Here is a 13,220-nt window from a genome sequence, read left to right as displayed (position 1 = left end):
GACGACCTATCGTAAGCGAAGGTGTTGGAAGTTGACTGTAATAGAGTGATAAATAGCAGATTAGAGATTGGTATGCAATTCGGATGAGAAGATATAAAATGACGCACTCAGATGACGCTTGTCGAACGCTTCAAAACCGCAATAAAGCAACATCTGACATCACCGGAAGTGGCGGATGATGCCCGATCGGTTCAATACTATGCCGGATTATTGCTCGTGCATCCGAATTACCTCAACGCAGTAGTAAAGAAGAGCACGGGCAAGCCTGCGATAAGGCATATCCATCAGCAAGTAATTGACGAAGCAAAATCCCTTTTGAGTCAAACAGCCTTGTCTGCGAAGGAGATCGCATACCGGCTTGCTTTCAGGGAGCCGGCACATTTCCATACGTTCTTTCGGAAGCATACCCAACAGACGCCGAATGAATATAGGCGGTATTACCGGGCAACGATATATCGTGAGGAACCCGCAACGAATTGAGGAATTATCATAAAATACCTAAATTTCGGTATGACTTCACCAGAGATCTGCTGTCATAGTGAGGAAATAGTAAGCCCGGGAGAAGCGATGCGAAAGGTTTTCACCATGGTCTCCCAGGTTGCCGAATCCCCGAGCACCGCACTCATCAGCGGAGAGACCGGGACGGGTAAGGAGCTTGTTGCCAGGGCGATTCACCGGTTGTCTCAGCGAAACGACAGAATGATGATAAAAGTGAATTGCGCCGCTATTCCTGCCAACCTCATCGAAAGCGAGCTTTTCGGGCATGAAAAGGGCAGCTTCACCGGTGCTACCGAGCGGCGGATAGGGAAATTCGAATTAGCCCATAAAAGCACACTCTTTCTCGATGAGATCGGTGAATTGCCCCTGCAATTACAATCAAGGCTGCTGCGGGTACTGCAGGAAAGGGAGATCGAGCGCATCGGGGGTCGTACGGTGATCAAGACAGACGTGCGGATCATTGCTGCTACAAACCGGGATTTACAAAAAGAGGTCATCGCCGGCAATTTTCGCAGTGATCTGTTCTATCGGTTGCATGTATTTCCCATTCAGATTCCGCCTTTGCGCGACCGAAAAGAAGATATCCCCGGCCTGGCGGCGCACTTTTTGGTGAAACATGCCAGGAAGGGTAGTCAATCGCCAACGAGTATTTCGCCACGGGTGATGAGGCAATTGATGGCTTATGACTGGCCCGGCAATGTCCGCGAACTCGAGCATCTTATCGAGCGAAGTGTGCTGCTTACTTTCGGTGCGGTTGTCGATAAACTGTACCTCCAGCTTCCCAAACCTGTGGCGTCCGATATCAGCGTGGCTGGCCGGCGAATAAAAACGATCGAGGAAGTAGAGCGGGAACACATCCTTGCTGTGCTGAAGCTTTGTGATGGAAAGATATCCGGTGAGGGTGGCGCGGCGGAAAAGCTCCGAATTGCCCCTACGACGCTTTCGTCAAAGATAAAACGGCTGGGTATCAAAAGAGGCATTAATGGGAATTCGTGATATGCCATTAAAAATACTCATAGTAGAAGATGTTTTTATCGAGGCGGACCATCTGAGCAACATCCTCGTGAAGGCCGGGCATTCCGTCACGGCTATCGCGAAATCCGTCGAGCAGGCTTTCAATGCCCTTAAAAAGGAGCGGCCGGACATGGTGATGCTGGATATCTTCCTGAAAGGACATCTCACAGGCATCCATCTTGCCGGCGCGCTGGCAAAGCAGGGTATCCCATTTATCTACCTTTCCGCCAACTCGAACCCATCGACCCTGGAAGCGGCCAAAGCGACCAACCCATACGGATTCCTGGTAAAGCCCTTCCGGGAAAAGGACATTCTTATTGCCCTCGATATCGCGGCCTACCGGCATCGACAGGCCCGGGAACATCTTGCCCGGCAGGAGCGTTGGCTGGCCACCCTGCTCAGCAGCGTTATAAAGGAAGTAGTCACCAGGGATCAGAAATTGCTGCTATTGGTAAAAGGCTTACAGCAATTCATTCCTTTCGACCTTATAGTGATCGATAGGACTGGCATAGATGTTGGCGGCGACTCTTTCCATTGTTTTCAGCGCATCGATCTTGAAGAATACAAGCGCGTAGATGTGCCGGCACTGATGAAGAAGACTCAGCCTGGCCTTATCGATGCAGCCGCTCTTATGGACATCCTGCGAAAACGCTATTCCATTCAATCCTCACTTTCCCTCTCGAGACTTATTTTTTTGAGTAAGGCGCCGGAAGGATTTAACGCCGAACACGCTGACCTGCTTCGCTCCATTCAAGGGGTGCTGGAAACCGTCATTGGGGATATCCGCCGGCACGCCAGGGAGACCATGCCTTTGCTGACGAAACTGGAAGAAGGGATCCAGGACCACAATATCCGGGCGCAGGGCATCGTCGGGCGGAGCTCAAAGCTGCTTCGCGTTCTCGACCTTGTCAGGCAGGTGGCGCCTGTCTCGAGCACCGTCCTTATTTCCGGCGAGACGGGAGTTGGAAAAGAAGGGGTAGCCGCTGCCGTCCACCGGCTTTCGGATCGAAAGGACAAGCCGCTGATAAAGATCAACTGTGCCGCCATACCTGCCCTCCTTGTCGAATCCGAATTATTTGGTCACGAGCGGGGGGCTTTTACCGATGCTACCGACCGGCGCATCGGGAAATTTGAGCAGGCTCAGGGCGGGACGGTGTTTCTCGATGAGATAGGCGAGCTGCCGCTGTCCGTGCAAGGTAAACTACTCCGGGTTTTACAGGAGAAGGAGATCGAACGGGTAGGAGGTGCGAACCCGGTGAAGCTGGATGTACGGGTCATCGCAGCTACTAACCGCGACCTGTATGATGAGGTCGCAAAGGGGCGCTTCCGGATGGATCTGTATTATCGGATCCATGTCTTCCCCATCGTGGTGCCCGCGTTACGGGAAAGAAAAGAGGACATTCCATTGCTGGCCGAACATTTTTTACAGGCGTTCGCGCTTGCGACAGGGAAGGCGGCAAAAGCCCTGTCGGCGACGGCGCTTCAACAGCTGATGGACTATTCCTGGCCAGGTAATATCCGCGAATTGCAGCACTTGCTCGAGCGGCATGTCCTGTCTACCCCTTCAGACCTTATCGAACAGATCGAATTGCCCGAAAACTTTTTACCGGGGCGTTCCCCTTTGCCACCGGAAGGAGGGGTATCTTCTCCCCCGAACGGGAAGGAGGCCATTATTGAAGCGCTGAGAAAATGCAATGGTAAAGTATCCGGAAAGGGCGGCGCCGCCGAATTGTTGGGCATCAACCCGAATACTCTTTCCACCCGGATGCGGAAGCTGGGCATCAGGTGGAAATTCATCATGAAATGAGACGTGTTTATTTGTAAATTTGGCCGCAAACATCCTTATCACCATGTATGAAGCGCTGTTCCAATATATAGAGACCCGGTCGGGCCTGCGGCTCACAGATGATGAACGGTCAATCATAGAATCAAAGTTCATCCCTAAGAGGCTACTAAAAAGACAGTACTTCCTTCAGGAAGGGGATGTTTGTAAAAAGATAGCCTTTATTGTCAAGGGTGCTGCGAGAATGTTCTCTATCGACGACAAGGGGCATGAACATATTGTCCGGTTTGGACTGGAATCCTGGTGGCTGGGGGACCACGAAAGCTTTAATTTGCTCACACCCTCCCGCTATCATATAGAAGTGTTGGAGGATACAGACCTCCTCGTCATAACGACCGTACACGCACACGAACTCAGGGATGAGGTAAGAGCATTCGACCTTACCGTTAAAGCGATGGACAGACAATTGTCCGTTGCCACGCAGAAGAGAATTCATGCCGCTATCAGTATGACCGCTGAGGAAAGGTATGACGACCTGGTCAATACCTATCCTCAGTTTCTGCAGCGTTTCCCCCAGAGTATGATAGCGTCCTATCTTGGAATCTCACCGGAGACCCTCAGCAGGATGCGCAGGAAGATGACTTGACATTTGTCAAGTTGATTTTTTAACTTATGTCATTATCCGGGCTGCCTTTTCATGACAACTTTGCATAAAGAGTTGTTATGAATAGGGCGAATAAAATAAGTTCGGGTGGCCGGAATGAAAAAGTGGCGGATTGGCTCGTAAACCGGCTACTGCCAAACGACCAGATCATAAATGTCGGTCCTTTTGTATCCATGGACCATGTGTATCCCATCGTTCAGCAAGGCCAGGAGCCAAAACCCTATCGTGGACAGCATGCCCATCCCCATCGCGGGATCGTTACTTTCAGCTATTTACTCAGTGGTTCGTTACAACATGTTGACAGCCGGGGTCATCATTGCACGGCAGACAGTGGCGGCGCTCTTTGGATGAAGGCCGGAAATGGTATCATCCATGATGAGCGGCTTAGCCCCGATTTCCAACGTAAGGGTGGGATCTTTCATGCATTGCAGTTCTGGATCAATCTCCCTGCAGTGAACAAGCTGGAAGAGCCGGAATTCAAGGCGCTGTTCTCCTATGACTTCCCGGAATTAGAGCTGCCGGACAACGCTGGGGTGCTGAGGGTTGTATTGGGCAGCTGCGGGGTGTGTCAATCCCCCGTCAAAACATTTTCGGGTGAATTTATCTACCATTTGCGGCTGAATCCAAAATCCGCATTCGCTTATACTCCAAAACGGGATATTGAATATGCAGTGCTTATTCCTGCAGACGAAGTTCATGTCAACGGCCGGGTAACAGGTAGGAGCCATCTGCTTGCATTCATCAATAATGAACCAACGATCCACCTCTATAATCCTGGCATCGTTAGCTCTGATGCGTTTATCTTCGGTGGCAACGAGTGCCTGGAACCTATCGTTGCAGCGGGGCCTTTCGTAATGAATAGCCGAAAGGACATCGCCCAGGCATATGCTGACTTTTTTGCGGGCCGGTATGGTGAGTTGAAGATTGATAAACCATTTCAAAATCAGTTATGAAAGAAAAACGATTGACCGCCCTGATAACGGGCGCCAATAAAGGGATAGGTTTCTCGGTAGCTGAAGAATTGCTCCGGCTTGGTTATTATGTGTATCTCGGCGCCAGAGACAAGGTCAAAGGACAGGCTGCTATCAATACCCTTAAAGCAAAGGGATTTTCTAAAGTTTCCCTGCTTTCGATTGACGTAGCCGACCCTGTTTCGGTATGGAAGGCAGCGGCATGGCTTGCAGGTAAGGAAGACCATCTGGATGTATTGGTCAACAACGCAGCTATTGGGGGGCGTCGTCCCCAAAAGGCCAGTTCGGGCGATGTCGCTATCCTTAAAGAAGTATTTGATACTAATTTCTTCGGCGCTATCGAGGTGACCCGCGCATTCCTGCTACTGATGCGCAGATCGGAAGCTCCGCGCATCGTCAATGTATCGAGCGAATTGAGCTCCCTATGGTTTCAGGAGCGGGATACTTCCTCTTTTTATGCGACAGAGCTGATGGCCTACAGCGCTTCAAAGACCGCCCTCAATTCATTTACCCTTATGCTGGCAAAAGAGCTGCAGCATACGGAATTCAAGGTCAATAGTGTTACGCCCGGGTTTACTGCCACCGATCTGACGGACCATTCCGGCCACCAGACGCCCGAAGAAGCCGCACGGATAGTCGTGAAATTTGCTACCCTTTCCCAGGAGGGACCGAGCGGACAATTTTTTGGTAGCAAAGGGCGAATACCCTGGTAGTTTAAACGAACAAATCATTACTCACTTTAAAAAACAAATTTTATGTTAACGCAAGAAGTATCTACGATCACAAAATGGAACATTGACCCGATGCACAGCCAGATCGGCTTTAAGGTAAAACACCTCATGTTTACCAATGTACGGGGTATTTTCGGGGAATATGAAGCTCGCATTTCCACCGATGGTACTGATTTTACGACGGCCGAGGTCGACCTTTTTATCAATCCCGCCTCTATCAATACCAATGACAGCAAGAGGGACGAGCATCTGAAAAGCCCCGACTTTTTCGATGTCGCGAATTTTTCGGAGATAAAATTCACGGGTAAAAAGGTGGAGAAAGCTGGCCGGGGGAATGACTATATCCTGTATGGCGATCTTACTATAAAAGGTGTTACCAGGCCGGTGGAACTGGATGTAGAGTTTGGCGGAGTTGCCAAGGATCCCTGGGGAAATGAAAAAGCAGGCATCAGTATCCAGGGGAAGATCAACCGGAAAGATTGGGGTCTTACTTATAATGCCGCGCTGGAAACCGGCGGGGTGGTGATAGGCGATGAAGTTGCTTTCGATATCGAGGTAGAATTGGCGAGACAGGCGTAGATATATTGACATGGTTGGGATGGCGGGCCGCACAAGCGGCCCGCCATATTGTTTTGGTACTACTATGTGAAGGCAATTTTTATTATTTTTAGCCCAAATGTAGAATTTATTGAAAGAGACGGTTTTGGACAACGATGGAGACCTTTTGCGCAGGATGGCCGGTGATGATCAGTCGGCCTTTACTACCCTCTACCGGCGGCATTGGGAATCCCTTTTTGTCACCACCGTCCGGGTTATCGGGAACAAAGAGGACGCGGAAGACATCATCCAGGAGGTCTTTGCATCCCTCTGGAACCGGCGCAGATCGCTGGACCTGACAGGACCGCTGGCCGGCTATCTTCAAGTCAGCGTGAAATACAAGGCGATCAACTATATCGATAAGAACATCACTCGCCGGCACTACCTGCAGGCTCTCAGCAAGGCGGCAGAGACCGGCGCACCGGCTTCTCCCGAGGTGCTGCTCCGGGTGAAGGAAGTACAGCAACTGATCCAAACCGTCATTGAGAATATGCCGCCCAAAATGCGGGAGGTATACCAGCTAAGCCGCCAGCAACAGTTGACCCATAAGGAGATAGCTACCCGGCTCGGCATTTCCGAGGAAACGGTGAAAAAACACATCCAGAATGCCCTGCAATTGCTCCGGTCGGCAATGGGCAAGGCGCCAGCTTCCATTCCCGCCCTGCTTTTCTATTTGCTATCATGAACCCTGCGTAAAAAAATTATTATCTTTTTCTTACCCCTTCCTCTTCGCTCACCGGACTATATATAGGAATAGCTATTCTAAAAACTTATCTGATGGATGCAACAACCGCCAAAGCCCTGCTGCAACGATATCTCGAGGGCGATGCGAGTCATGAGGAGATCATCTTAATAGAACAATGGTACCAACAGCTGGTCGATGCGGGAGAATGGAATTGGGCGGAAGGGGAGCGGGAGCAGCTACAAGCCACCATGGAAAGCCGGCTGCTTGAACAAATTGCGGAGCAACCACGTACCCGGGTCTTATGGCTCACTAAAAGAAGCCTGGGCGCCGCGGCCGTACTCCTGCTATTAATAACAGGCGCCTGGTTACTCTTCACCCGGAAAACGACACAACCGATTGCATCCTTATCCCAACGCTATCGCAACGACGTGCGGCCGGGTCGGAATGCGGCCGTGCTCACGCTGGCAGGCGGCAAAACGGTCGTGCTCGATGCCAGCGCCCCAAAAACCATCGGCAGTCAGGGCAACGTTGTCATCCTCAACGACAGCGGTCAGCTCGTCTATCAGGCCAAAGCCGGAAAAGAGTCAGAGATCTTTTACAATACATTGACCACGCAGAAAGGAAATCAGTACCATCTGACCTTGCCGGACGGCACAAAGGTCTGGCTGAATGCCGTTTCCTCCATCACTTATCCCACGGCATTCGCCGGTAAAGAGCGTAGAGTGACTATCAGCGGCGAAGCCTATTTCGAGGTAATGAAAAACCAGCAAAAGCCCTTTATCGTGCAGGAGGGTGATATGAACGTAGAGGTATTGGGCACGAGTTTCGATGTCAACGGGTATGGCGATGAGGCGGCCCTTAAAACAACCTTGGTGGATGGAAAGGTCAGGGTAGAGAAGGGGGCGGCTGCCAGTATGCTGGAGCCCGGGGAGCAGGCCGTGATCGCGAACAGCAATGCGGGCATCTCCATCGACCATAACCCGGACATCGAAGCAGTGCTGGCCTGGAAAAACGGCTCCTTCGCTTTCAAAGATGCAAGCATCGCGGCTATCATGCAACAGGTGCAGCGTTGGTACGACGTGGATGTCATATATGAAGCCAACATCACCAAACATTTCGTCGCCGATATCCCGCGAAATGTTCCCTTATCCCAATTACTACAACTGCTGGAGGCGACCGACCAGGTGCACTTCCGCGTCGAAGGAAAGAAAGTATTCGTTATGCAATAGAAAAGAATTTGGCCGCCTCAACGCCCAAAACAAAACCGCCCCGGGTCGGATCCGGAGCGGCGGAAAATTCGGGTTTGGCCAATTGTACAATCGTCGGACTGCTTATTGTTAAACCCAAACATTGCAAAAGTATGCAATTTATTGACTGCTGCATATCTCCGCCATGCAGGCGGGGATTGCTGACCAAAACGTGGATGGTTATGAAGTTGACTGCTATTTTCCTTTTTGTCACCTGCCTGGAGGTCAGCGCCAGGAGCAACGCCCAGGCGGTGACAATTTCCCTCCGGAATGCCTCGCTCGAGCGGGTCTTCAAAGAGGTGAAGAAACAAACGGGGTATAGTTTTGTCTACACCCGCGAACTCATCCAGCAAACGGGTAGCGTCACCGTTGACATAAAGAACGCCTCCCTGCAACAGGTGCTGGATCAGGTCCTTGCCGGCCAGCCGCTCACTTACTCCATCCAGGACAGGTTCATCATCATCAAACCCAAGACTACGGCCCCGCCACCAAAACTCATCGATACGGCCCGGCCGGGCGAGAATGTCAGCAAGATCAAGCTTCAGGGCCGGGTTGTAGAAGTCACCGGCGAACCACTGGCAGGCGCCAGCATCATCCTGCGGCAACCCGGGAAAACGATATTCGTGGCCGGGACGACGGATGCTAACGGCGGATTCCGCATCATAAACATCGCCGATGGAACGTATATCCTGGAAGTTACCTTCATCGGCTATGAAAAAGTTACCCGGGAAATAAAGCTCACCGACAAGCCACAGGTGCTCTGGCTGCCTATGAAAAAAGCCACCGACGCCCTGGACGCCATCCAGACAATGGCCTATTCGAAGACGACCATGCGCTTCAACACGGGGGATATCACCACTGTCACTTCCGAAGAGATCGCCCGCAACCCCGTGCCCAATGTGCTGCAAAGCCTGCAGGGCCGGGTGCCGGGGATGCTCATTACGGAGACATCGGGCAAGCCCAACAGCTCGTTCCAGGTGCAAGTGAGAAGCCTCAACACTTTGTCGGGCGGGGTATCGAATGCGCCGATCGTCCTTGCCAATGGCGGTCAGCCGCTGTACATCGTGGATGGAGTGGAATATCCGGCCAACGGCTTCCTGCCGATGGCCAATTTCTACGGGTATCCGAATGCGGAGATCTATGGCAATGCGCTAAACTACGTTGACCCATCCCTTATCGAATCCGTCAATATCCTCAAAGGTGCGGACGCCACTTCCATCTACGGGTCTCGCGGGGCCTTCGGTGTCTTCCTGATCACCACAAAAAAGGCAAAAGCCGGCAAGCCTTCGGTAACGATCAACGCCGTCCAGGGGTTCTCCACCCTGGGTGTTTCCCCCAAGCTGCTGAACCTGCAAGACTACCTGGCCTTGCGCCACAATGCCTTTGCCAACGATGGCAAGCAGCCTCAGTCGTATGACTACGATGTCAACGGGACATGGGATACGACAAAGTCTACTGACTGGAAAAAATTCTTCATGGGCGGTCATGCCCCCACCACGAGGATCAACGCCACTTATTCGGGCGGCTCCGCCAACAGTAGTTTCCTGCTGGGAGCCAACTACAGCTCTATCGGCAATATCGAACGGGCCAAGGGTTCCGTACGGCAGGGTGGCATGAATTTCAGCCTCAACACGGCCACCAACGATAGAAAGATTACAATGGCCCTGTCTGGCAGCTATTCCACCAACCTGGACAATACCGTGCCGGTGGATTTCTCCGGTCCATACGGCCTGACCCAGGCTCCCAACGCCCCTTCTCCCTATCTGCCCAATGGCAAGCTCAACTGGCAAAATGGGACCAACCCCGCGGCGGCGCTGAATGGCCTGTACAACAACCAAACGGACAACTTCCTTGCCAATACGTCGTTGACCTATTCTCCGCTGCCGGGGCTCAGCTTCACGGCTGCCGGCGGCTTTAGCCTGCTCTCGGCAAAGGAATTCCAGGGTCAACCCTCCTCCATGTTCAACCCCGCCACCTTTACGCCATCCCAGACACACAGCGTCCTCAACTTCTACCGCTACCGGACCCTCAGCGCCGACCCGCGCGCGGAGTTCTTGCACACCTGGGGTAAGGCGCGCCTGGACGTCATCGCCGGGGTAAGCCTCAAGGACCAGCTGCAAACGCAGACGGCCGTCGTTGGCTCCAACTTTGCGTCCGACGAGCTGCTGCTCGACCCGACATCCGCCCCTTCGGCCAATGGCTATTCGGTATACAGAGTGAAGCCGCAGAAATACATCGGCGCATTCACCGTGATCAATTTCCGCTGGGCCGACAAATACATCCTCGCGCTCAATGGCCGCCGGGACGGGTCCTCGGTATTCGGCGCCAACCACCAGTTCGGCAATTTCGGCTCCGTTGCCGGCGCCTGGATCCTCAGCGAAGAGCCCTGGTTCAAAGGCCTACGGAAAGTGGTGGACTTTTTCAAGCTGAAAGCCAGCTATGGCCTTGTCGGCGGCAGCGCGCTCCAGCCCTATCAATATATCAGTACCTACGGTTATGGCAACAACGCCTATGAAGGCGGGCTTGGACTGTTTCCCCAGAACCTGGCCAATGCCGATCTCCACTGGGAAACCAACCGGAATTTCGAGGCCGGCGTCAATATCGACCTTTTCAAGGGCAGGATCAACATCGACGCGACCTATTATTCCGACAATGTAGGAGACCAGATCACCAGCCAGGGTCTCGCCAGCATCACGGGCTTTAGCTCATACTTTACCAATACGTCGGCGACGATAAGGTCTTATGGCGCCGAATTCGCGGTCACCGGGAAGATTATCCAAAACCAGAATTTCTCCTGGACCACCAAGATTAACGCGACGATACCCCGCACCAAGCTGCTTTCTTTTCCCGGCCTGGGCACGCTCGTCAACAACTACAATTTTATCATCGGCAAGCCGATCACCGGACTCAGAGTAGTTAAGTTTGCAGGGGTCGATCCGGCCACGGGGGTGTACAACTTCTATAATGCCGCAGGAGTGAAAGGGGAGTATACGTTCCTGAGTCCCACACCGCTGAGTTTTTCAGATCGTACGGCATTCATCGACCGGGCGCCCAAATGGTATGGAGGCATCCTCAATTCCTTCAGCTATAAGAATTTCAGTCTGGACTTCCTGGTTTCTGTCACGAAGCGGACGGGCCCCAGTTACGAAGCCTACCAGAGCTTTGGGCTCGGTGCGTACAATACCAATGTGCCGGCGGACATTGCGAACGAGCGGTGGATGAAGCCGGGCGATGTGGCTAAGGTGGCGAAGGCAAGCAATAGTATCAATGCCTTCATCGACCAGAACAACTTTATCAACAGCACGGGGGCTTACAGCGACGCCACGTATGCCCGCCTGCAGAATCTCAGCCTGGGTTACCGGCTGCCGGTGCGGGTTGTTCAAAAGATGCATCTCACCTTGCTCCAGGTGTACGTGGCCGGTCAGAACCTGCTGACGGTATCGAAATACAAGGGGCTGGACCCGGAGAATATGACGTCCAGCCATATGCCGCCCCTTCGGGTATATACCGGAGGTATAAACGTAGGGTTCTAACATTCCAGCACATTTTTAAAACGCATGACTATGACAGGACTATTTCAATATAAAAAAAGATTCATAACACGCTGGTGCTGGCTCTTGCTGCTGCTTGCCGCCACGACCGGCTGTAAGAAATACGTTGAGGTTCCGTTGCCTGTCGGTACCATAGCCGGCAGTACCGTGTTCCAAAGCGACGCCACTTCGGCGGGCGCCCTCAGCGCCGTGTATTCGCAATTATACAGCCAGGGAGATTTCGACGGCTGGGGCGGGCTGGGATGCGTCACCGGGCTGTATGGTGATGAGTTGAAGAACTGGTTCAATTACCCCAACCAATTGGCCTTGTACGGCGATGGCGCGACCAGCGCCCTCTATACTGTTACCAATTACTGGACAAATTTCTATGGCCAACTATATTCGGTGAACCTGGCCATCGAAGGCCTGAAGACGCCGAACAGCAACCTCAACTACTCCAACCAGTGGCTGGGCGAGGCGTATTTCCTCCGCGGGCTCATGTATTTCTACCTCACCAATGCCTATGGGGATGTGCCGCTCGTGCTCGGCTCGGACTACCTGGCCAACAACCAGCTGGCCCGAAGCCCGCAAGCCAATGTCTACAAGCAGATCGTGGCCGATCTGAAGCAGGCCCAGTCCCTGCTCGACAGCAAGTACCACAATGCTGCCGGGGCCGTCACCACCGATCGCGGCCGACCCAGCAGGTCTGCCGCCATGGCCCTGCTGGCAAGAGTATACCTCTATACCCAGGACTGGACCGATGCCGAGTCGATGACCGACAGCCTCATCGCCGACGCAGCAGACTTCCAGATGACGGCCCTGTCGAAGACCTTCCTGCTCAACAGCTCGGAGATCATCTGGGGCATCGAACCCTACAACTCCAGTGGCTACTATAACAACTACCAGGTGGGGGATGCCAATGGTTACTATTTGCCGGCGGGAGTCACACCGACCGCGGCTTATAAGCTGGCTACGATGAGCGATTCCCTGGTGGCATCCTTCGAGCCGGGCGATGCCCGCAAGTCCAACTGGGTGGGCAAAGACAGCGTGTCGCCGAGTGCTGTCTATTACTATCCAGCCAAGTACAAGGGGAGAGGACCCTATACCTCGCCGGTGGAGATGATCGCCCTTTTCCGCCTTGCCGAACAATACCTCATCCGTGCCGAAGCTCGCGCACAGCAGAATAATCTCACCGCCGCCTCTGCTGACCTCAACACCGTAAGGGCAAGGGCAGGCCTCAGCGCCACCACCGCCATCACCCAATCCGATCTGCTCGCAGCCATCCTCCGCGAACGGCGGGTCGAACTGTTCACGGAAGGCCATCGCTTTTGGGACCTCCGCCGCACGGGTAACCTGGATGCCGTCATGAATGTGATAGCACCGCTGAAAGGCGGCTCCTGGGCCAGCTATAAGGCATGGTGGCCGATACCTGCCGCCGACATACAAAGTGATCTCCATTTGACCCAAACCCCCGGATTCCAATAACCAAATAATCCATTT

Annotated in this window: 11 protein-coding genes; all 11 read left to right on the top strand. The window is 53.0% G+C overall.

Translation table 11 applies throughout. The features are described from left to right. Positions 1-111: 111 nt before the first annotated feature. The 11 genes from IEY39_RS13900 (at position 112) to IEY39_RS13850 (ending at position 13,205) form a co-directional block, all read left to right on the top strand. Positions 112-480, top strand: a complete 369-nt coding sequence (locus IEY39_RS13900) for a helix-turn-helix domain-containing protein (protein ID WP_188932530.1) — start codon at positions 112-114, stop codon at positions 478-480. A 30-nt stretch (positions 481-510) separates the two neighbouring features. After that, positions 511-1,494: a sigma-54 interaction domain-containing protein gene (locus IEY39_RS13895; RefSeq protein WP_188932528.1), complete on the top strand. Its 984-nt coding sequence runs from the start codon at positions 511-513 to the stop codon at positions 1,492-1,494. A gap of 1 nt (position 1,495) precedes the next feature. Then, positions 1,496-3,319: a sigma 54-interacting transcriptional regulator gene (locus tag IEY39_RS13890; protein ID WP_188932526.1), complete on the top strand. Its 1,824-nt coding sequence runs from the start codon at positions 1,496-1,498 to the stop codon at positions 3,317-3,319. A gap of 43 nt (positions 3,320-3,362) precedes the next feature. Continuing rightward, the gene (locus IEY39_RS13885; RefSeq protein ID WP_188933929.1) at positions 3,363-3,941 is read left to right on the top strand and encodes a Crp/Fnr family transcriptional regulator; all 579 of its coding nucleotides are present in this window, start codon (positions 3,363-3,365) and stop codon (positions 3,939-3,941) included. A gap of 77 nt (positions 3,942-4,018) precedes the next feature. After that, entirely contained in the window at positions 4,019-4,912 is an 894-nt protein-coding gene (locus IEY39_RS13880; protein WP_188932524.1) for a pirin family protein, read from the top strand. After that, positions 4,909-5,643, top strand: coding sequence for an SDR family oxidoreductase (locus IEY39_RS13875; RefSeq protein WP_188932522.1), 735 nt, complete (start codon positions 4,909-4,911; stop codon positions 5,641-5,643). The genes IEY39_RS13880 and IEY39_RS13875 overlap by 4 nt, the downstream gene beginning before the upstream one ends. A gap of 42 nt (positions 5,644-5,685) precedes the next feature. Then, complete coding sequence (locus IEY39_RS13870) at positions 5,686-6,240, top strand: YceI family protein (protein ID WP_188932520.1); 555 nt, start codon at positions 5,686-5,688, stop codon at positions 6,238-6,240. 109 nt (positions 6,241-6,349) lie between these two features. Then, a complete protein-coding gene (locus IEY39_RS13865) occupies positions 6,350-6,943 on the top strand; it encodes an RNA polymerase sigma factor (RefSeq protein ID WP_188932518.1) in 594 nt (197 codons plus the stop codon). 92 nt (positions 6,944-7,035) lie between these two features. Then, on the top strand, positions 7,036-8,172 hold the full coding sequence (locus IEY39_RS13860) for a FecR family protein (protein WP_188932516.1): 1,137 nt from the start codon (positions 7,036-7,038) through the stop codon (positions 8,170-8,172). A 200-nt stretch (positions 8,173-8,372) separates the two neighbouring features. Next, the gene (locus tag IEY39_RS13855) at positions 8,373-11,723 is read left to right on the top strand and encodes a SusC/RagA family TonB-linked outer membrane protein (protein ID WP_188932514.1); all 3,351 of its coding nucleotides are present in this window, start codon (positions 8,373-8,375) and stop codon (positions 11,721-11,723) included. 30 nt (positions 11,724-11,753) lie between these two features. Further along, entirely contained in the window at positions 11,754-13,205 is a 1,452-nt protein-coding gene (locus IEY39_RS13850) for a RagB/SusD family nutrient uptake outer membrane protein (RefSeq protein WP_188932511.1), read from the top strand. The last annotated feature ends 15 nt before the right edge of the window (positions 13,206-13,220 follow it).

It is taken from the genome of Puia dinghuensis (assembly GCF_014642875.1).
In the GTDB taxonomy this organism is placed as follows: domain Bacteria; phylum Bacteroidota; class Bacteroidia; order Chitinophagales; family Chitinophagaceae; genus Puia; species Puia dinghuensis.
This window is presented reverse-complemented; position numbering and strand designations above follow the sequence as displayed.